Source organism: Komagataeibacter sp. NFXK3, from assembly GCF_054182245.1.
This window is the reverse complement of sequence record NZ_JAPIVJ010000009.1, coordinates 105068-124758: the sequence shown is the minus strand read 5'-3', so window position 1 is coordinate 124758 and position 19691 is coordinate 105068. Positions and strand designations below refer to the sequence as shown.

The window sequence follows — 19691 nt, the reverse complement described above, 5'->3', positions numbered from 1 at the left end:
AAGGCCCCGGCATGCGGATCAGGCACGATGCAGCCCACTATGTCCTCCCCGATGGTATTGATGATCTTGTGCATGGGCGCAGTTCTGACCCGTTTGCCATTCTTGGCCGCCATAATATGGGGCGTGTCGATGTCATCCGCGTGTTGTACCATGATGCGGCGCGCGTGCGGCTGGTGGTTGAACGCCCGCGCGCCAGCCCGATCGAGCGCCCCATGCGGCGCATGGACGACACGGGGCTGCATGTCGGCACCATTCCCGCAGGCGCGCGCTATCACCTGAAAATCGTCTGGGCCGACGCGGTGGAGGAAACCGCCGACCCGTATTCATTCGGCCTGCTGCTCGATGAGGCGGAGCTGCGCCTGTTTGCCGAAGGCCGCCACCGCCAGCTTGACCACCTCATGGGAGCGCAGCCCATGGTGATTGACGGCACGCCGGGCGTGCGCTTTGCCGTGTGGGCGCCCAATGCACGGCGGGTTTCGGTCATCGGGGATTTCAATTTCTGGGATGGCAGGCGCCACCCCATGCGCCTGCGCCACAGCGCCGGGGTGTGGGAGCTGTTCATTCCCGGCCTCGGCCCCGGCGAGCGCTACAAATTCGAGATCATGACGCGCGAGGGCCATATCCTGCCGCACAAGGCCGATCCCTTCGCCCGGTTTGCCGAGCGGCCGCCCGCCACCGCCTCGGTCGTGGCATCCCCCGCGCCGTTTGCCTGGAACGATGCGGACTGGATGGCCACGCGCGGGCGCGCGCAGGCCACGGATGCGCCGCTGGCCATATACGAGCTGCATGTTCCCTCATGGCGCAGGCCCCAGGGCGACCCTGACCGCATCATGTCATGGCGGGAACTGGCGGGCGAGCTCATTCCGTACATGCAGGCGGCGGCCTTTACGCATGTAGAGTTGATGCCGGTGATGGAATATCCGTTTGGCGGCTCATGGGGCTACCAGCCGCTCGGGCTGTTCGCGCCCTCGGCCCGGCATGGCACGCCGGCTGATTTCGCGGCCTTCATCGATGCCTGCCACGTAGCCGGCATCGGCGTGATCCTGGACTGGGTGCCCGCCCATTTTCCCAACGACGTGCACGGGCTGGCCTGTTTCGATGGCTGCGCGCTGTACGAGCATCAGGACCCGCGCGAGGGCGTGCACCGCGACTGGAACACCCATATCTATAATTTTGGGCGTCATGAGGTGCGCGGCTTCCTCATCGCCAGCGCGCTGATGTGGCTGGAGCGCTTCCATATTGATGGCCTGCGTGTCGATGCCGTGGCCTCCATGCTGTACCGCGACTACAGCCGGCGGGAAGGGGAGTGGATCCCCAACATCCATGGCGGGCGTGAAAACCTCGAGGCGGTGGCCTTCCTGCGCCAGCTCAACGAGACCGTGCACGAAACCTGCCCCGATGCGATGATGATTGCCGAGGAATCCACCGCCTGGCCCGGCGTGACCCGCCCGGTGGCGCAGGGGGGGCTTGGCTTTTCCTATAAATGGAACATGGGGTGGATGCATGACAGCCTGCGCTTCTTTGCGCGTGATCCGCTGTGGCGTGGCCATCACCTCAATGAAATCCTGTTCGGGCTGCATTATGCCTTCAGCGAGCACTTCATCCTGTGCCTGTCGCATGATGAAGTCACCCACGGCAAGGGCTCGCTGCTGGCCCGCATGCCTGGTGACGGGTGGCAGCGCCATGCCAACCTGCGGGTGTTTTTCGCCTTCATGTGGGCCCATCCGGGGCGCAAGCTGGTGTTCATGGGCGCCGAGCTGGCGCAGGAGGCGGAATGGTCGCATGAGAGCGAGCCGCCATGGCGCAGTCTGGATGATCCGCTCAAGGCGGGTATGCTCGGTCTCATCACCGATCTCAACCGCCTTTATCGTGAACTGCCCGCCCTCCATGCGCTTGACAGCGACCCCGCCGGTTTTGCGTGGGTGATTGGCGATGACACCGCCAACGCCGTGCTGGCCTGGCTGCGGCTGGCGCCGGGCCATGCCCCGGTTCTGGTGGTGCTCAACCTGACCCCCGTGGTGCGCCATGGCTACCGCGTGGGCGTGCCGGTGGGCGGGCCGTGGCGCGAGCGCCTCAATTCCGATGCTGGCGCCTATGGCGGCAGCGGCGTGGGTAATGGCGGTGGCGTCATGGCGCAGCCCGAGCCCGCCCACGGCCAGCCCTGCTCGTGCGTGCTGACCCTGCCGCCGCTGGCAGCGCTTTACCTTCAGCCTGCGGGAGAAGGATCATGATGCGCTTCCCGCCCGCGCTATCGCCCGGCAGCCCCACGCGCCTCGGGGCGTGCTGGGATGGGCTTGGCGTCAATTTCGCGGTGTTCTCGGCCAATGCCCAGCAGATCGACCTGTGCATTTTCGACCCGCGCGACCGGCGCGAGATCGCACGCTTCCGCCTGCCCGAATATACCGATGAAATCTGGCACGGCTACCTGCCCGATGCCGAGCCGGGGCTGTTATACGGCTTTCGTGCCTTCGGGCCATATGACCCCGCCAACGGCCACCGCTTCAACCCGCACAAGCTGCTGATCGACCCCTATGCCCGCAGGCTTACGGGGCCGGTTGCATGGTCGGACACGCAGTTCGGCTACCGCCTGCACTCGCCGCGCGCCGACCTGTCCTTCGACCGGCGCGACAGCGCGCCCTCCATGCCCAAATGCGTGGTGGTGAACGACGCGTATGAGTGGGAGGATGACATCCTGCCCTGCGTGCCATGGGCGGATACCGTCATCATGGAGGCCCATGTCAGGGGCCTGACCATGCAGCGCGCGCTGGAGCGCAACCCCCAGCCCGGTACGTTCCAGGCCCTTGGCGCGCCGGAGATGATCGCCCACCTGCGCAGGCTGGGTGTGACCACGCTCGAGCTGCTGCCCATCCAGTGCTTTGCCCCCGAGCGTTACCTGATCGAGCGCAGGCTGACCAATTACTGGGGCTACAACACGCTGGCGTTCTTCGTGCCGCATGCGGGCTATCTGGCCAGTGGCTCGGCGCATGAACTGCGCGCGGCCATCAGGCGGCTGCACAAGGCGGGCATCGAGGTGGTGATGGATGTGGTCTACAACCACACCTGCGAGGGCAGCGAACTCGGCCCGACCCTGTGCTACCGCGGGCTGGACAACGCCACTTATTACAGCCTCGTGCCCGGTGACGAGCGCCACCTCATAAACGATACAGGCTGCGGCAACACGCTCAACCTGTCGCACCCGCGCGTGCTGCAGATGGTGCTGGACTCGCTGCGCTACTGGGCAAGCGAATTCCACATCGATGGCTTCCGCTTCGACCTCGCCCCGGTGCTGGGCCGCGAGCCTTACGGCTTTGACCAGGGATCGGGCTTTTTCGATGCCATCATCCAGGATCCCGTGCTGTCCACCCGCAAGCTCATTGCCGAGCCATGGGACCCCGGTCCCGGTGGTTACCAGTTCGGCAACTTCCCGCCCGGATTTGCCGAATGGAATGACCGCTTCCGTGATACCACGCGGCGCTTCTGGCGTGGCGATGGCCAGCAGCTTGGCGATCTCGCCGCCCGCATTGCAGGCTCGGGCGACCTGCTCGACCGCAGGGGGCGCAGGCCGTGGAGCTCGGTCAACCTCATTACCGCGCATGACGGCTTCACGCTCGAGGACGTGGTCAGCTACGCCGAGCGCCATAACGAGGCCAATGGGGAAGACGGCCAGGATGGCAGTGCGGATAACAACAGCGCCAACTGGGGCGTGGAAGGCCCGACCGATGACCCCGCCATCCTTGACCTGCGTGGCCGCGTGCAGCGTGCCATGATGGCGACCCTCATGTTCGCGCACGGAACCCCCATGCTGCTGGCGGGCGATGAGTTTGGCCAGACCCAGAACGGCAACAACAACACCTACTGTCAGGACAACCCCGCGAGCTGGTTGGACTGGAAGCGCGCCGCAACGCCGCAGGGCCGGATGATGACCGGCTTTGTCGCCCGCCTTGCCACGCTGCGCCGGGCCCACGCCTCGCTGCGCGCGGCGCGCTACATGCATGGCCGCCACAGGCCACTGCCTGATGTGCCCGATATTGGCTGGTTCAGCCATGATGGCACGCCCATGGAGGTGGAGCAGTGGAACGACGAAGCATGCCACCTGCTGGGCGTGCGCCGCGCCAGCACCGTGGCCGATGGCACGTTCGACATTACCTACATGCTGCTCAACGCCGGTAGCGAGGACATGAACGCCACGCTACCCGAGCCCCCGGGGCAGTGGACCCTGCTGATCGACACCACGCGGCCCGAACGCGGGGCCGAAGCGCTGTCGGCGGACGTGCAGGACATCACCGTGCCCGCCCACGGGCTTGTGCTGCTGGCTTTCGTGCCCGGCAGCGATAACGAGGCGGAGGACGCCGCATGAACACCCATTTCCAGTCTGACCGCGACACCGGGGCCACGTTGCTTGATGCCCGGCATACCCGCTTCCGATTCTGGGCGCCCTCATGCCACACGGTCCTGCTCGAGGCTGAGGGCCATGCGCCGGTTGCCATGGCCCGCGACAGGGAAGGGTGGTTTGAATGCGTGTTCCCCTGCGGGGCGGGCACGCGCTACCGCTACCGCGTGGCCCGCGACCTTGCCGTGCCGGACCCCGCATCATGCTACCAGCCCGATGACGTGCGGGGGCCAAGCGAGGTGGTCGACCCTGCCGCCTATGACTGGCGGCATAGCGCATGGCCGGGCCGCCCGTGGCATGAGGTGGTCATATACGAGGTGCATGTGGGCCTGATGGGCGGTTATGACGGCGTGGCCCGCGAACTGCCGCGCCTTGCTGCCCTTGGCGTGACCGCAATCGAACTCATGCCGCTGGCCGAGGTGCCGGGCGGGCGCAACTGGGGTTATGACGGCGTGCTGCCTTTTGCCCCGGAATCCGCCTACGGCCCGCCTGATGCGCTGAAGGCCCTGATTGATACGGCGCACGGGCTGGGGCTCATGGTGTTCCTTGATGTGGTGTACAACCATTTCGGCCCGGACGGGAATTACCTGGCGGACTACGCAACCCCCTTCTTTAGGTATGACACGGCAACACCATGGGGGGCGGCCATCGATTTCAGGCAGGAGGCGGTCAGCCAGTTCTTTATTGATAACGCGCTGTACTGGCTCATGGAATTCCGCTTTGACGGGCTGCGGCTTGATGCCGTGCAGGCCATTGTGGACCGGGACTGGCTGCTGGCGCTGCCTGCCATCATCCGCAACCATGTCGAGCGCGGGCGGCATGTGCACCTGATCGTGGAAAATGAAAACAACGATGCCGGCCTGCTGCGCGCAGGTTATCGGGCCCAGTGGAATGATGATGCCCATAACGCCCTGCATGTGCTGCTGACCGGCGAGGACGAGGGCTATTACGGCAATTTCGCCCCCGATCCGGCGCCCGCGCTGGCGCGCGTGCTGGCCGAAGGCTTTGCCTTTCAGGGCGAGGTGCAGCCGGTCAACGGCAAGGCAAGGGGCAGCCCGAGTGCCGACCTTGCCCCGGACCGCTTCATCATCTTCCTGCAAAACCATGACCAGATCGGCAACCGTGCGCTAGGCGAGCGGCTGGGCGTGCTGGCCACGCCACAGGCCCTGCGCGCGGCCTACGGGCTGGTGCTCCTGTGTCCGCAGGTCCCGATGCTGTTCATGGGCGAGGAATGGGGTTCGCACCAGCCCTTCCTGTTCTTTACCGACTACAACCCGGCGCTGGGGCGGATCGTGCGCGAGGGGCGGCGGCAGGAATTTGCCGGTTTCTCGCATTTTGCCTCGGCGGAAAAGCGCGACACCATCCCCGACCCCAACGCGCCCGAAACCTATGCCGCCTCGCGCCTTGACCCCGCCGAGCGCGATAAACCGGCCCACAGGGAATGGAACGCGCAGATTGCGCAACTGCTGGCCCTGCGTCACGCCGAGATCACGCCCCGCCTGCCCGGCGCGCGCGCCATGGGGGCGCAGGTTCTGGGCACGGGAGCGGTTTTTGCCCGGTGGCGCATGGGCGATGGGGCGGTGCTGTCCATTGCCCTCAACCTGGCCGATGCGGCAGTGCCGCTGCCAGACATGCCGCAGGGGCGCTGCCTGCATGCGGTGCTGCCGCACGGGGCGGACCTGTTCTCCGCAACCCTGCCCCCTTATGCCATGATGGCCTGCCTGAACGAGGCCGAGGATGAATAACCGCACCCTTGTCGAGCGCGCCCGCCATGCCGGGCTGAGCCTGCGCTGGCGCGATGCCGCAGGCGAGATGCACCGCGTCTCGAACGAGAGCCTGCGCCGCCTGCTGGCCGTGCTGGAAGGCCATGCCCCTGCGCCACGTCCGCGCGGGGCATTGCCCGCCATGGTGGTAGGCGTTGCAGGCCAGGCCACCGTGCTGCCCCTGCCACCGGGTGATGGAGGGGGCCGGTTTCGTCTCGTGCTGGAAAATGGCGCGCAGATCGAGGGCAGCCTGCGCCTGATGCGTGGCCACCCCGCACTCCCCCCCGTGGGGGTATGCGGCTACCACCGGCTGGAAGTGGGGGATATGCCCACCACCCTGGCCATAGCCCCCGCATCCTGCCCGCGGGTGAGCCGGATATGCGCAGGCGGCAGCGTGCGCCCATGGGGGCTGGGCACGCAGGTTTACGGCCTGCGCATGGCGGGCGATGGGGGGATCGGGCATTTTGGCGCGGTCGAAACCCTGGCTCGCGCAGCTGCAGCACGCGGGGCGGATGCGCTGGCCATCAGCCCGGCCCATGCCATGTTTGCAGCCCGCCCCGGGCAGTACAGCCCGTATTCACCCTCATCGCGCCTGTTCCTCAACGTGTTGCTGGCTGATCCGCATGCCGTGTTTGATGCCGCAACCGTGCAGGCCGCCGTGGTCAAGGGGGGCGCGGCCTATGTCGATACGCTCAGGCAACTCGAGGATGCGCCGCTGATCGACTGGGTGCGGGCCAGCACGTGTCGCTACCAGCTGCTCAGGCGGCTGTATGATGACCGGATCGCGGCCAGCCCGCCACAGGCCATGCGCGACTTCCGCGCGGCGGGCGGTAAAGCGCTCGAGCAGCATGCCCTGTTCGAGGCGTTGCATGCCTATTTCGCCACCCGTGGCGAACGCGGCGGCGACTGGCGGCGCTGGCCCGTGGCCATGCGCCAGCCCGACAGCCCCGAAGTGGCGCGGTTTGCGCAGGAATTCGCCCATGACGTAACCTTCCATGTGTTCGTGCAGTGGCTGGCGGCCACCAGCCTGGCCCGGGCCTGTACGGGTGCGCGCTCAGCGGGCATGCGCATCGGCCTGATCAAGGACATGGCGGTGGGCGTGGACCCGACGGGCAGCGAATGCTGGGCGCGCCAGTCCGAATTCCTGCTGGGTGCCGGCATCGGCGCGCCGCCCGATGCGCTCAGCCCGCTGGGGCAGGACTGGGGGCTGACCACGTTTTCACCCGCCGGGCTGCGGGCCACGGGCTACCGCGCCTTTATCGACACGCTGCGCGCGGGCTTCGCCCATGGCGGGGGCTTGCGCATCGACCATGTCATGGCGCTGGAACGGCTGTGGATCATACCGCAGGGCGGCGCTTCGGCGGAGGGGAGTTACCTGTCCTTTCCCGTGCGCGACCTTATGCGGCTTGTTGCCCTTGAGGCCATGCGGGCCGATGCCATGGTGATTGGCGAGGACCTGGGCACGGTCACCACCGCCTTTCGCAAGGCGGCGGGGGCACATGGCATCATGGGCATGAACGTGCTGTTTTTCGAGCGTACGCCGCAGGGCGTGTTCAAGCCACCCGCCACGTGGTCGCCCCATGCCACGGCCATGACCACCACCCATGACCTGCCCACGGTGGCAGGCTGGTGGCAGGGGACGGATATTGCCTGGCGCGAGAAACTGCACCAGCTCCCCCCGGGCCTCGACCCCAACACCGTGCATGACGAACGTGAAAATGACCGCACCGCCCTGTGGTCCGCCCTGATGCAGGACCGGCCCGCACCGGCTGCCCGGGGCAGGTGCGCGCAAAGGCCCCCGCCCAACGCCACGGGCGCGGCAAGGGTGGTGGAGGAGGCCATCGGCTTCGTGGGCCGGGCCGCGTGCCCGCTGGCCCTCGTGGCGGTGGAGGACATGCTCGGCCTTGCCGAGCAGCCCAACCTGCCCGGCACCACGAGCGGCCACCCCAACTGGCAGCGCCGCTACCCCGCCATGACCGCAACCCTGCTGTCGGGGCATGATACGCGCAGGCGCTTCAACCGCCTGCGCGCGGGGCGTGCCCATGAATAGCGCCATTCCGGCCGCCCTGGTGCGGGCTACGCTGCGGCTGCAGTTCCGCGCGGGCATGACGATCGATGACGCCACGGCCCTCGTGCCACAATTCGCCCGCCTTGGCATAAGCCATCTGTATGCCTCGCCCCTGTTTGCCGCGCGCCCCGGCTCGACCCATGGCTATGATACCGTGGCCTATGATCGCATCGACCCTGCGCTGGGCGGCGAGACGGCACTGGTGCGCCTGGCCGACCGGCTGCATGCCCACGGCATGGGGCTGATCCTTGATATCGTGCCCAACCACATGGCCGTTGATGCCCATAATGCGTGGTGGATGGATGTGCTGGCCTGGGGGCAGGCTTCGGCACATGCCACATGGTTTGACATCAACTGGCATGACCCGGACCCGGATCTGCGCGGGCGCGTGCTGCTGCCCTTCCTTGATCGCCCGCTGCCCGAGGCAATGGCGGCAGGCAGCCTTGTCCTGCGCCATGACGGGGATGGGGGGCTGTTCCATATCCATCACCATGAGCACAGCTTTCCGCTGAGCCCGGCCAGCTACGCGGGCCTGCTGGCGCAGGTGGGGGCACCCGGCGCGCTGCTCGCGGCCTTCACCACCGTGGCGCTACGCGGCGGGCCGGGGGCGGAAGCGGATTCCGCGCTGGCGGCCCTGCGGCACTGGGCGGCAACACAGCGCGGGCAGGCGGCCATGGCGCGGCTTGCCAGCCTGCATGATGGATGCGACCCCACAGGCCATGCCCGCCTCGAGCGCCTGCTGGCCATACAGCCATGGCGTCTGGCCTGCTGGCGTGATGCCGCGACACGGATCAACTGGCGGCGGTTTTTTGACATTACCGGCCTCGTGGGCGTGTGCGTGGAGCGCGCCGAGGTGTTCGAGGCCGTGCATGGCTATCTGTTCTCGCTTTACCAGCGCGGGCTGGTTGATGGCGTGCGGGTCGATCACATTGATGGGCTGGCCGCTCCCGCCGCCTACTGCCAGCGCCTGCGTGCCCGGCTTGACGCGCTGGCCCGCCTGCGCCCCGAAAGCGCCCTGCCGGGGGCGGCCATTTACGTGGAAAAAATTCTTGCCACCCACGAGAGCCTGCCTGCCGCCTGGCCGGTGGCGGGCACCACGGGCTATGACTTCATGGACCAGGTTTCCGCCGTGCTGCATGATGCGCGCGCTGCCCCTGTGCTCGATCGGCTGTGGGCGGCGTGCGGGCCGGATGCCAGAGCCTGCGGCCTGATTGCGCGCGAGGCCCGAGCACAACTGCTGGCTGAGGGTTTTGCCGCCGAATTCGCGCATCTGACCCGCCTGCTGGCCACGGCGCTGAGGGCAGGGGGAATGGACTGCCCACCTGCGGGCCTGCGGACGGTGCTTGAGGCCGTTCTGCTCTCCTTCACGTCCTACCGCACCTATTTTGGCGATGAGGTGGTGCAGGACCATGCCGAAGATGGCGCGGCCCTGCACGCTGCGGCAAAGACCGCCCGGCCACGGCTGGAAGGCGGCCTTGAACCGGTGCTTGATGCGGTAACGGGCATCCTGTCGGCCCGGCCGGAGCACGCGCCCGCGGCCTGCATGCGCCGCGCCGAGCAGGCCTTCGAGCACCTGACCGCACCGCTGGCCGCCAAATCAACGGAAGATACGACCTTCTACCGCTACGTCCGCCTGATCTCGCGTAATGAGGTGGGGTCCGACCCCGCACGGCTTGGCCTTGCGGTTGCGGATTTCCATGCCGGCTGCACCGCGCGCGCGCGCCAGCACCCTGCCGCCATGCTCACGACCGCGACCCATGACCACAAGCGTGGCGAGGACAGCCGCGCCCGCCTGGCCGTGCTGAGCGAGATGGCGCCACAGTGGCATGCGCAGGTCAGCGAATGGTTTGCCCGCAATGGCGCGCAAACGGCTATCGGGCCGGACCGCATTGATGAACTGATGCTGTACCAGACCATGCTCGGCGCGTGGCCGCTCACCCCCTTTGCCAGCGAGGATGCGCGTAAGGCGTGGTGCGAGCGGATCGTGCAATGGCAGACCAAAGCCCTGCGCGAGGCCAAGCGCCATACCAACTGGCTCGACCCCGACATGGCCTATGAAGAAGCCTGCGCGGCCTTTGTGCGCCGCCTCGCCGCCAACCCTGCTTTCATGGCGCAGATGGAGGGGATGGTAGCCCGGATTGCCCCGGCGGGCGCGCTCAACGGGTTGGCGCAGACCCTGCTGCGGCTGACCACGCCCGGCGTGCCGGACCTGTACCAGGGCTGTGATTTATGGGATTTCAGCCTCGTTGACCCCGATAACCGCCGCCCGGTTGATTTCGGCCTGCGCCATGCGCTGCTCGAACACGCGGGCAGTTTTGATGCCTCCGCTGCCTCATGGCGCACGGGGCAGGTCAAGCTCGACCTGATCCGGCGCATCCTGTCGTTTCGGGCCCGCTACCCGGACCTGTTTGCCCAAGGCAGCTACCAGCCGCTTGAGGTGGAAGGGGCGGAGCGCGAGCACGCCATTGCCTTCCTGCGCGAGCATGACGGGTTCAGCCTGCTGGTGGTGGCCCCGCGCCTGCCGCTGGGCATGGACGTGCAGGCCGATACGCTGGCCGTAGGGCGCGACATGGCGCTGCGCGTGATCCTGCCGCAGCCAGTCGGCCCGTGGCACAGCCTGCTGGGTGCCGTGCCACTTCAGGCCGCCGTGCCGTTTACGCGCGGGCAGGTGCCCCTTGCCTGCCTCGTGCACGATGCGGGTGGCCGGGGACTGCCGTGAAATCAGGCGGTGGCGAGGGAACGCAGTTCGGTAAAAAGGATTTCCTTGCCGTCATAAACCGGTCGATCGTAGCTGAAACCGGTCAGGCTCTGGATCACGCTGACCGGTACATCAAAAAACATATCCACGCTTGTGTTCATGTTGGCCTTGGTACGGGCTGCCATCGATGATGGCCCTGCTTTCGGGCGGCAGGGTACCGGTGCACTCAAGGTTGTCGCACCTCTTGTGGCCATCGTAGGTAATATTCCACGAACTGCACATCCTGCCGTAATCATCATAATCATACCCGAAGCCGACGCTCATCATGGTTGTTTCCAGCACGCAACAGCCCACGATGCTGTGCCTGCCCCTGAACGGCAGGTGAACCGGCTCGCTGTCGGGCAGGTATTCACACTGGCTGGACCACAAGATGGTCCACTCCGTGGGCCTGTCGGCAATGGAAAAATCGGCCTTGCGTGCCTCATCCCTGATCCCGGTATCCTCGAATTCCATAAGGGCCAGTATTTCTTCCCGGCTGACACCATGGAACGCAAGACAGGAGGAATTGAAGCCCATTATTTAAATCCCGAATATCATAAGCACGTTATTATGGACCAAATCTGCCATAATATTGGTGCCGTACAGGCAAGCCCCCTGCGCCTCTTGCCCGACACCGGTAAAACGGCGCAGGCCGGGCGTGCCGATACATTGCCACAGGCGGTTTCTTGCTACGGTTTGACGGCGGGGGAGAGGAAAATTATCCTGTCCATCCCATGAAAGCACAGGTCATGACAGCGGATTTCAAAAAGCGGCACATACACTCTTTCCAGACGGATGTGCATGGATGCTCGTGTCATGGAACCGGCGGGTTTTCCATGACAGGTGCCCGGCAGCCAAAGGTTTGAACGTGAACAGTTTTCCTGACGACCCGAAAAACACGCCCTCCCGCCTGGGCCGGAGGGGGCTGTTTGCCGGTTCCCTGGCGCTTGGTGCGCTGGCGGGGGGCCGGTGGGCCTCCGTGCCGGCTGCTGCGGCCGCCCTGCGGCGCACGGCGGTGCCCGGCACGGTACCCCGGCTTGTGCCCATGCGCCCCCATGCCGACCAGATAACCGATATCAAGGTCTGCCTGCGCCCGTTCCGCGCCGCTGGCCCCCGGCTGGATGTCGAGCGGGTGGGCGAGAAGGTGGTCATCCATAATTACGGTCATGGGGGCAGCGGGTGGTCGCTTTCATGGGGGTCGGCCGAGATGGCGGTGGGCAAGGCGGCGGCGCTCTCGCCCCGGCGCGTGGCGGTCGTGGGGTGCGGGGTCATTGGCCTGACCACGGCGCTCGTGGCGCAGCGCGCGGGGCTTGATGTCACGATCTATACGCGCGACCTGCTGCCCCACACCCGCTCGGTCAGGGCCAATGGTAGCTGGACACCGGATTCACGCGTGGCGCTGACCGCCCCCGCAGGCCCGCAATTTGCCGATACATGGGAGCGGATGGCCCGTTATTCATGGAAGAGCTATCGCGATTACCTGGGCCTGCCCGGCAACCCGATCGACTTCCGCGACAGTTACGTCCTGTCCGACACGCCTTTTGACGCGCCGGAGCCCGAGCCGGAAAACCCGGGCCAAAAGGGGGATTACGCCACGACCGGCATGCCGCAGCAATCGAGCGAGTTTGCCAGTTATGGCGCGCGGATACGCGATATCATTCCTGCCGCCGAACTGCTCTCCGCGCAGGAAAATCCTTTTGCGGTGCCCTATGCCCGGCGCGCGCCGCTGATGATCTTCAATTTCGGGGCGTACGGGCATCTTCTGCTGTCCGAGTTTTATCAGGCGGGGGGGCGGATCGTCATCCGTGAGTTCCATACGCCTGCCGACATGAAGAGCCTGCCTGAGCCGGTCATCCTCAATTGCCCCGGCTACGCGGCGCGTGACCTGTGGGGGGACCGCTCGCTCATTCCCGTGCGTGGCCAGACCGCGTGGCTGCCGCCGCAGCCCGATGTGGCCTATGGGGTGCGATACAAGGGGGCCTCGGCGCTTTCGAAAAGTGATGGCTTGATGATACAGGGGTTTGACATGTCGGGCCTGGGCGAAATGGACGGCGTGGGCAACAGTTTTGAACATGCCGATCGCAGCGAGGCGGAAAAGGCGATTGGCATATTTGAAAACCTTTTCGCCCGTTTTCCCGCGGGGCAGGGCTGATGCGCGGCTTACGGGCAAAGGGGCTTTGTGCCGCGCTGGGGGCGGGGCTGCTGGCCCTGGCAGGGCAGGTGGCCCATGCGGCACCGTCGCGGGCCAGGACATCCTATTATACCGCAGCGCAGGCCGAGCGGGGGGCTGCGGCCTACCAGCAGTTCTGCGCGGTGTGCCATGGGGCGGATCTGGGCGGGGCGTTTGACGTGCCGCCGCTTGTGGGGCGTTTTGCCGCCAACTGGTCGGGCGCGCCGCTGGGCCAGTTGTTTGACTACATGTCAAAAGCCATGCCGCTTTTCGCGCCCGGCACGCTGACACAGGCGCAGAATGCGGATCTGCTGGCATTCGTGCTGCGTGAAAATGGCGTGCCTGCCGGCAGGCACGACCTCACCCCCGAGGGGGTGAAAACCATGCTGTTTCCCAAAACAACGGCTGCGAGCATGAAGTAAAAAAGCGGGCAGGAGGCAGCTAGTGGTGGAGCATGCCCATGCCCGCTTGCATGGCGGTATGCAGCATGTCGTGCCACAGCGCGCCCCTGCCACCCTGCGGGCCGCCTTCGGCCGGGGTGTCCATTTCCCGGCCGTTTGTAACGGGCAGCCCGTCATCATCAAGCGGCACGTGATGCGTAGCGCAGCCCGCCAGCATCATGAAACACGTCAGCATGACCGCAGCCCGCATTCAGCCCGGCCCGCCGATGCGGATTGCCGATACCGCCACCGGAGCCGGTGGCCTGCGGATCAGGAAAAACATGCACGCTCCCCGTCATTGTCATGCCGGGCGCGATCCTAACGGGTGCGGCTTCGCAGGAGCCGTAACGAAACGTGAGGTTTGATTGCGGCATGTAAAAAGGCCCTGCCATCACAGTATGGGGAGAGTGCATGCCCGCGCGGGAACCCGTGTTATGCTGCGGCGTTGGATGCGCGTGGCGGGTATGACCCACCGCACCAGCATAAACCTCGTGACAGTTCCAGTACCCACAACGCAGATGCAAGGGAGATGGACATGCCGAAGTCAGATCATGATGTAAACATTCAGGAAGTTGAACTGCGGGCGATCAGCCTGTGGAACAAGCAGCACCCCGACCGCCCCTGGCGGCGGCTGAGCAACCTGCATCGCTACCGCAGGACCGCGCATGCCCTGCAGGGCATTCCCGCCTTTCCTGAAGAACAGGCGCAGTTTCGCTACCTTGCCACCCATGCCATGACCATGTCGCACGCAAAAAGCTGCGCCTGAGGCGAATGCGGGGAGAACCGTTTCATATTTCTGGTTCAGGCGTGACAATCAGATAAAGCGGGGTTGCGTGCAGCAGCCCCGCAAAAAGCATGTCATTAGGGTCGTGCCCTATTGCAGGGCGGACGGGCTGCGCAGGGTCTGGTGGTTGGAAGACATGCCGGGAGCATCCGGGTTTTTATTGGCGGCGGGTTGACGGGTCAAAGGCTGGTCGGGCTGGTCCGTGGGGCCGGGTCGTTCACTCTTTTCGGGCAGCGGCACGGTCTTGCGGGCCTGCGGATGCGCCCGCTCTATGGATGAGGGGGAATTATCCCCCGGCAGGTCCACGCTTTTGTCGGTCGGGTGTTTCTGGGCTAGGGCCACGGACCCGCTGGCCATGAGCATCACGCCCGTTACTGCAAATGCAGAAATAATACGCATGTTGTCCTCTTTCTCTGTAAAGAAACACGCATGGGTGAAGATGGCTTCGGGGCAGGCGCCCTGCTGGTCGTATCGTGCGGGCGCAGGCACAGTTCCAGCCGTGGCCTGAATATTATGGAATATGACTACCCTGGAAATAATTTGAAACTTCGTGATCAGAATCCTGTTTGTGCTGCCATATCCACGCCTTGGTGGCAATGTATGTCATCCATCGCCGGCCACCTCTGAAATGGTAATGGAGAGAAAAACATGACAATGCCAGAACAGGAAAAAACGGATTTCTTTGATTCCGATTTCTGCCAGCACAAGAATTTCTGGCAAAAACGCAAGGTGTCCGTCCTGACCGACATGGTGTTTGATTTCCATAACCGGAAGTATTCCCGCCATGTCAGGAATATTGCGCGCAGGCAGCCGGTGCGCAGGATTCTTGTCACATCCGTGCGGGTGCCCAAACGCGAGCATAAGCTGCATGATGTGTTCAGGCGCATGAGGAATACAAAGCACAAGGTGGATTTCGTAACCGCCCAGATGCGCGACAGGGGCAAGTTTGGCAATATCAATACTGCGCTTTCAACAGTAAAACTGCAGGATTATGACTGGGTGGTCATTACCGATGATGACGTCGCCCTGCCGCCGCGCTTCCTCGATGGGTTCATATCGCTGTGCGAAGTCATGGGGCTGAAAATATCCCAGCCCGCCCATCGTTACCATTCCTATACATCCTTTACGTTCAATTATCGCAAATGGAACAGCCTCGGGCGCATTACCCGCTATGTTGAAGATGGGCCGGTCACAGCTTTCCATCGTGATGCCATGGCCTATGTCTATCCCTTCCCCGAACTGCGCTGGGCATGGGCGACGGATATCGCGTTCTGCAACGCGGCCCATCGCAACCACCATAATGTCGGCATTGTGGATTATACGGCCATAGAACATCTCAAGCCTGCGGGGCAGGACTACCCCATGCAGGCGGCAAAGGCCGAGGCGCGGGCGTTCCTCTCGCGCCAGGCGCTGCGGCCCGACCGGCGCGAGCTGTTTCGCAACATGGAAATCCTGCGCGACATCCAGCCCGACCACCTGACCTATGATGTACCCTGCCAGACGGGCCTGCCCGCCACATGGCCTGTGGCCCAGCCCTGAAGCTGTGCGGACCTTTTCAATAATACCCTGAAATTGTAAAGGTTTCTGGTGAAGCTTTTTTCAAGAAGCTTTGGACGTCGTTGCATTTTTGAAAAAAGCTTTACGGATCAGGATATGAAACCGACATGACCCAGGGCCACGACCCGCTGCCCGTGCTTGAACAGGAGCGCCTGGCCGTGCAGATCTGGCAGAACGCCTTTCGCGCGGCGGTGCTTGATCTTGATGAAGCCGGGCGGGCGACGCTGCTGCGGCGGCTCGGGCAGTTCGGGCAGGCCATGACGCAGGGCCGCGAGGGGGCCAGCCGTGTCAACACCCGCGCCGTGCGCGACCATGCGCTTGGCGTGCTGGCCGAAGTGACGCAGGCCGCACGCGAGCACGTGCCCCGCGCGCATGTGCCGCAGTGGTGCCTTGATGCGCCCGATTGTGACTGATGGTGCATAACCGTATGTATTCACACGGCTGTTGTCTGCCCGAGCCTGCCGGACCATCATGCGGCCTGTAGGCATGATGAATGGAGGCAGGACGTGATTGACCGTGAGTTGCAGGGGCAGTTGCTACGCCACATGGCCGATCAGGGCGGCACGACCACCCTGCGGCCCGTGCAGGCGGCTGATGAGGAAAAATACGCCCGTAACCTGATGGACCTTGAATTGCAGGGCCTGTGCAGGGGCGGGGTGGGCATACGGCCCACGGGCCTTGGCATTACGGGCGAGACCAGCCTGACGCCAGCCGGTCGCGCTTACCTCGACCGGCCCGATGACATGCATGTCACCCTGTCCGGCCCTGCAACGATAAAAGCGCTGCGCCAGCGTATTGTTGATGATCCCGACCTGTCTGATACCGAGCGCCACAGTCTCGACCGCGCGGTCGAAACCATGCACCCGCTTGCGCTCAAGGCGCTGGGGCAGGACCTGCTGGCGCGGGCCTTGCAGCATGACCCTGACGCCATACCGCTTATCCGCAAGCATGTGGGCAAGCCGTAAACGGGCGCAGGGCAGGCAGGGCGGATTAATTTATTTTATGGATATAAGATAAATCGATATAAAATTAGCATATATGTATTATGTAAATAAAAATTAAGCATGGCAAGTAATTTTTACTGAAACAAAGTATAGGACAAAAGGGTAGGGCAATTTATTGCATATCTGCCCGGCTTCCCCGTGCCTGCGCTTTTATATCCATCTCTGCGATAAATCGCGCCATCTGTCCGGGTAACGGCGCTTTCCTCGCCATGTCTGCCCGGCAGATCGGCAGGATCGAGCAGGCGGGACGGAATTTGAAAATGCGCCATTCAACACAGACCGGCCAGCAGGGCGGGGCGGGGCATTCTTGTACAGGGGGCCGTTGGCGCGAGACCCTTGTGGCCCTGTTGCGCACGGCTGTTCTGGGGCTTGTGGTCGTGCTTGCGGCTTACGGGCCGCACGTGGCCCATGCGGCGGATGAAGCCGCGGCCCCTGCGCCCGCGCACGGCATGACCCCCGATCAGGCGCGGCAGGTGCTGGCGGTAATCAATGACCCCGCCCGCCGCGCCGAGTTTCAGAATACCCTTGCGGCCATTGCCGCCCAGCTTCCTGCAGCGCCTGCTCCGGCCCCTGCCGCGCCAGCGCATGCGGCAGCGCCCGCGCAGGAACTGACCGTGCAGCCTGACAGCCTTGGCAGCGACCTGGTGCAGGACACGGAAGCCCTGCGGGCCAGCCTGATCGTGCAGGCGCAGCATTTTGTCGCCCTGTTCGGCGATCTGGCGTTCGTTGTTCACTGGACCCACACCATCTTCGCCGATCCGCAATCACGCGGCATCCTGCTTGATGCTGTAGGCAGGGCGACGTTGATCCTGCTTGTGGCGCTGGCGGCCGAGCATGGTGTCTCGCTGCTGATGCGCAAGCCCCTGCGCGGGGTGACGGCACGCGCGCTGGCGACTGAAAAACGCCTCAACCTGCCAGATGCCGCGACAGCCGCGCCAGACCCTGCCGCAACGGCAGCACCCGGGGTGGAGGCCGCTGGCCAGCAGGCCGCCACCGAGCAGGACATGCAGGCCCAGCACGCCACCCTGCGCCTTTTGGCGCGCGTGCCCTATTCGCTCATGCACCTACTCATCAAGCTGGTGCCGGTGGGGCTGTTCTTTGGCCTGGGCACCGGTTTCGCCTATGCGCTCACCACCACGCACCAGGCCATGCTGGTGACCCTGACGCTGACCAACGCCTATGTGGTGGCGCGGGTGGTCTACCTGCTCATGGAAACGTTGTTCGTGCCGCATTCGCCCGCCATCCGGCTGTGCAGTGCCAGCGACCAGACGGCCTTCATGGTCACGCGCTGGCTCAACTTTCTGGTGGCTGCCCCGTCGGTTGTGGTGTGCCTTTCCACGCTTGGCGGTGTGTTCGACATGCCAGCCCGTGGCACGGAGGCCATCATCCGCTCGGTCGTGCTGATCGAACATGTGCTGGTGGCCATCTTTACATGGCGGGTGCGCAGGCATGTCGCCTCGGCGCTGCAACCCTCGGCACGGCTGCGCCAGCAGCCGTTCTGGGCGTTCGTGGGCCGGCTTGTGTACCTGTGGTGGGTGCCAGCCATGTTCTTCAACTTCGCGCTGTGGCTGATCTGGGCCACCCATATCCAGGGCGGTTATGCATGGATCATCCGCACGGTCATCCTGACCACGGCGGTCGTGATCCTGTCGCGCCTGTTCTCCGTGCTGGCCTATAATGTACAGAACCGGCTGTTCCAGATCTCGCCCGCCATGGAGGCGCGTTATCCCGGCCTGCAGGCGCGGGTGAATTATTATTACCCCGCCGCGCGCAAGATCCTGTCATTCCTGCTGTCATTCGCCACCGCCATCGTGTTCCTGCAGGCGCTGGGGCTGCCCGCCATTCATTTCCTGTTCCACGGCAAGCTGGGGCAGAAGGTGATGGGCACGATCAGTTCGGTCATCATTGCCTATACGGTAGCGGTGTTCATATGGGAGGCCGCGAATGCGGTGCTGCAGAGCCAGATCGCGCGGTTCGAGAATTCATCGCAGGAAGGGCGCGCAAGCCGCCTGCGTACCGTGCTGCCCATCATCAAGACCGTGCTGCTGGCGCTGATCATCATCATCGTCGCGGTGACTACGCTTTCACAGATCGGCATCAACGTGGCCCCCCTGCTCACGGGCGCGGGCATCATGGGTGCGGCCATCGCCTTTGGCGCGCAGAGCCTGGTCAAGGATTTCATCACCGGCTTCTTCATGCTGGTGGAAAACGCCATACAGGTAGGTGACTGGGTCACGGCGGGCGGCGTGTCGGGCACGGTGGAGCATCTGTCCATCCGCACCCTGCGGCTGCGTTCGGTTAATGGTGACCTGCATATCATCCCGTTCTCCGGGGTGTCGTCGATTGCCAATACCTCGCGTGATTACAACCTTGTCGTGGTCGATGTCATGATCGACCTCAGCCAGGACACGCAGCAACTGACCAGAATACTGCAAGAAGAGCTTGCCGCCCTGCGCAAGATCCCGCGTTTTACGCATCTGATCCTGTCGGACTTCACGTTTCTGGGCATTGAACAGGCTGATGGCAACGGCGCGCGCTTCCTTGGGTCCATCCGCACGGCGCCGGGGTCGAAATGGACCGTGTACCGGCAGTATTACAGCCGTGTTGCCGTGCGCATGAATGCCGAGGGCATCAAGTTCCCCGTGCCAAGCTATCTCAACTTTGTCGATAACTGGGCGGGTAACGAACTCAGGATCGATGCCGCGGCCAAGACGCCGCCGCCGCAGGAACAGGCCTGACAAAAAAGCCCCTGCCATGAACCGGGCAGGGGCCTTGCAG

General features: G+C 64.6%; 16 protein-coding genes. 13 read left to right on the top strand and 3 right to left on the bottom strand.

Annotated elements, in window-relative coordinates; all coding sequences use genetic code 11:
* The first annotated feature begins 11 nt into the window (after positions 1-11).
* From glgB to treY, 5 genes are read left to right on the top strand one after another with little or no spacing between them, the layout of a single operon-like run.
* Positions 12-2231, top strand: coding sequence for a 1,4-alpha-glucan branching protein GlgB (glgB, locus tag OQZ28_RS11380; RefSeq protein WP_458136185.1), 2220 nt, complete (start codon positions 12-14; stop codon positions 2229-2231).
* Complete coding sequence (gene glgX / locus OQZ28_RS11375) at positions 2228-4357, top strand: glycogen debranching protein GlgX (RefSeq protein WP_458136184.1); 2130 nt, start codon at positions 2228-2230, stop codon at positions 4355-4357. The genes glgB and glgX overlap by 4 nt, the downstream gene beginning before the upstream one ends.
* Positions 4354-6135 carry a malto-oligosyltrehalose trehalohydrolase gene (gene treZ, locus OQZ28_RS11370; protein WP_458136183.1) on the top strand — a complete coding sequence of 594 codons (1782 nt, stop codon included), beginning with the start codon at positions 4354-4356 and terminating at the stop codon, positions 6133-6135. Before glgX ends, treZ begins: the two co-directional genes overlap by 4 nt.
* Entirely contained in the window at positions 6128-8203 is a 2076-nt protein-coding gene (gene malQ / locus OQZ28_RS11365; RefSeq protein ID WP_458136182.1) for a 4-alpha-glucanotransferase, read from the top strand. Before treZ ends, malQ begins: the two co-directional genes overlap by 8 nt.
* Entirely contained in the window at positions 8196-10940 is a 2745-nt protein-coding gene (treY, locus tag OQZ28_RS11360; RefSeq protein WP_458136181.1) for a malto-oligosyltrehalose synthase, read from the top strand. The genes malQ and treY overlap by 8 nt, the downstream gene beginning before the upstream one ends.
* A 111-nt stretch (positions 10941-11051) precedes the next feature.
* On the opposite strand, the gene OQZ28_RS11355 is transcribed toward treY, so the two are convergent.
* The gene (locus OQZ28_RS11355; protein ID WP_458136180.1) at positions 11052-11432 is read right to left on the bottom strand and encodes a hypothetical protein; all 381 of its coding nucleotides are present in this window, start codon (positions 11430-11432) and stop codon (positions 11052-11054) included.
* Between the two features lie 30 nt (positions 11433-11462).
* Here OQZ28_RS11355 and OQZ28_RS11350 point away from each other — a divergent pair, with 30 nt between their 5' ends.
* From OQZ28_RS11350 to OQZ28_RS11340, 3 genes are all read left to right on the top strand, one after another.
* Positions 11463-11696, top strand: coding sequence for a hypothetical protein (locus OQZ28_RS11350; RefSeq protein ID WP_458136179.1), 234 nt, complete (start codon positions 11463-11465; stop codon positions 11694-11696).
* A 172-nt stretch (positions 11697-11868) separates the two neighbouring features.
* Positions 11869-13110, top strand: a complete 1242-nt coding sequence (locus OQZ28_RS11345) for an FAD-dependent oxidoreductase (RefSeq protein ID WP_207303468.1) — start codon at positions 11869-11871, stop codon at positions 13108-13110.
* The gene (locus OQZ28_RS11340) at positions 13110-13550 is read left to right on the top strand and encodes a c-type cytochrome (RefSeq protein ID WP_458136178.1); all 441 of its coding nucleotides are present in this window, start codon (positions 13110-13112) and stop codon (positions 13548-13550) included. Before OQZ28_RS11345 ends, OQZ28_RS11340 begins: the two co-directional genes overlap by 1 nt.
* Positions 13551-13569: 19 nt before the next feature.
* On the opposite strand, the gene OQZ28_RS11335 is transcribed toward OQZ28_RS11340, so the two are convergent.
* Entirely contained in the window at positions 13570-13764 is a 195-nt protein-coding gene (locus OQZ28_RS11335; protein WP_458136177.1) for a hypothetical protein, read from the bottom strand.
* Positions 13765-14103: 339 nt separating this feature from the next.
* Here OQZ28_RS11335 and OQZ28_RS11330 point away from each other — a divergent pair, with 339 nt between their 5' ends.
* Complete coding sequence (locus tag OQZ28_RS11330) at positions 14104-14334, top strand: hypothetical protein (RefSeq protein ID WP_242621829.1); 231 nt, start codon at positions 14104-14106, stop codon at positions 14332-14334.
* 108 nt (positions 14335-14442) lie between these two features.
* Here OQZ28_RS11330 and OQZ28_RS11325 read toward each other — a convergent pair whose 3' ends face one another.
* A complete protein-coding gene (locus OQZ28_RS11325; RefSeq protein ID WP_458136176.1) occupies positions 14443-14751 on the bottom strand; it encodes a hypothetical protein in 309 nt (102 codons plus the stop codon).
* Between the two features lie 348 nt (positions 14752-15099).
* Between OQZ28_RS11325 and OQZ28_RS11320 the strand changes: the two genes are divergently transcribed.
* The 4 genes from OQZ28_RS11320 (at position 15100) to OQZ28_RS11305 (ending at position 19651) form a co-directional block, all read left to right on the top strand.
* Positions 15100-15891 (top strand): glycosyltransferase, encoded by a 792-nt coding sequence (locus OQZ28_RS11320; protein WP_458136221.1) that lies wholly within the window; start codon positions 15100-15102, stop codon positions 15889-15891.
* Positions 15892-16016: 125 nt separating this feature from the next.
* The gene (locus tag OQZ28_RS11315; protein WP_458136175.1) at positions 16017-16322 is read left to right on the top strand and encodes a hypothetical protein; all 306 of its coding nucleotides are present in this window, start codon (positions 16017-16019) and stop codon (positions 16320-16322) included.
* A 93-nt stretch (positions 16323-16415) separates the two neighbouring features.
* Positions 16416-16874, top strand: coding sequence for a hypothetical protein (locus OQZ28_RS11310; protein ID WP_130731631.1), 459 nt, complete (start codon positions 16416-16418; stop codon positions 16872-16874).
* Positions 16875-17173: 299 nt separating this feature from the next.
* Positions 17174-19651, top strand: a complete 2478-nt coding sequence (locus OQZ28_RS11305; protein WP_458136174.1) for a mechanosensitive ion channel family protein — start codon at positions 17174-17176, stop codon at positions 19649-19651.
* Positions 19652-19691: the final 40 nt, after the last annotated feature.

Excerpts from the sequence above, each read along its gene's own strand:
- glgB (WP_458136185.1), top strand. The coding sequence starts at position 12 with ATGCGGATCAGGCACGATGCAGCCCACTATGTCCTCCCCGATGGTATT.
- glgX (WP_458136184.1), top strand. The coding sequence starts at position 2,228 with ATGATGCGCTTCCCGCCCGCGCTATCGCCCGGCAGCCCCACGCGCCTC.
- treZ (WP_458136183.1), top strand. The coding sequence starts at position 4,354 with ATGAACACCCATTTCCAGTCTGACCGCGACACCGGGGCCACGTTGCTT.
- malQ (WP_458136182.1), top strand. The coding sequence starts at position 6,128 with ATGAATAACCGCACCCTTGTCGAGCGCGCCCGCCATGCCGGGCTGAGC.
- treY (WP_458136181.1), top strand. The coding sequence starts at position 8,196 with ATGAATAGCGCCATTCCGGCCGCCCTGGTGCGGGCTACGCTGCGGCTG.
- OQZ28_RS11355 (WP_458136180.1), bottom strand. The coding sequence starts at position 11,432 with ATGGAATTCGAGGATACCGGGATCAGGGATGAGGCACGCAAGGCCGAT.
- OQZ28_RS11350 (WP_458136179.1), top strand. The coding sequence starts at position 11,463 with ATGGAACGCAAGACAGGAGGAATTGAAGCCCATTATTTAAATCCCGAA.
- OQZ28_RS11340 (WP_458136178.1), top strand. The coding sequence starts at position 13,110 with ATGCGCGGCTTACGGGCAAAGGGGCTTTGTGCCGCGCTGGGGGCGGGG.
- OQZ28_RS11335 (WP_458136177.1), bottom strand. The coding sequence starts at position 13,764 with ATGCTGACGTGTTTCATGATGCTGGCGGGCTGCGCTACGCATCACGTG.
- OQZ28_RS11330 (WP_242621829.1), top strand. The coding sequence starts at position 14,104 with ATGCCGAAGTCAGATCATGATGTAAACATTCAGGAAGTTGAACTGCGG.
- OQZ28_RS11325 (WP_458136176.1), bottom strand. The coding sequence starts at position 14,751 with ATGCGTATTATTTCTGCATTTGCAGTAACGGGCGTGATGCTCATGGCC.
- OQZ28_RS11320 (WP_458136221.1), top strand. The coding sequence starts at position 15,100 with ATGGTGTTTGATTTCCATAACCGGAAGTATTCCCGCCATGTCAGGAAT.
- OQZ28_RS11315 (WP_458136175.1), top strand. The coding sequence starts at position 16,017 with ATGACCCAGGGCCACGACCCGCTGCCCGTGCTTGAACAGGAGCGCCTG.
- OQZ28_RS11305 (WP_458136174.1), top strand. The coding sequence starts at position 17,174 with ATGCGCCATTCAACACAGACCGGCCAGCAGGGCGGGGCGGGGCATTCT.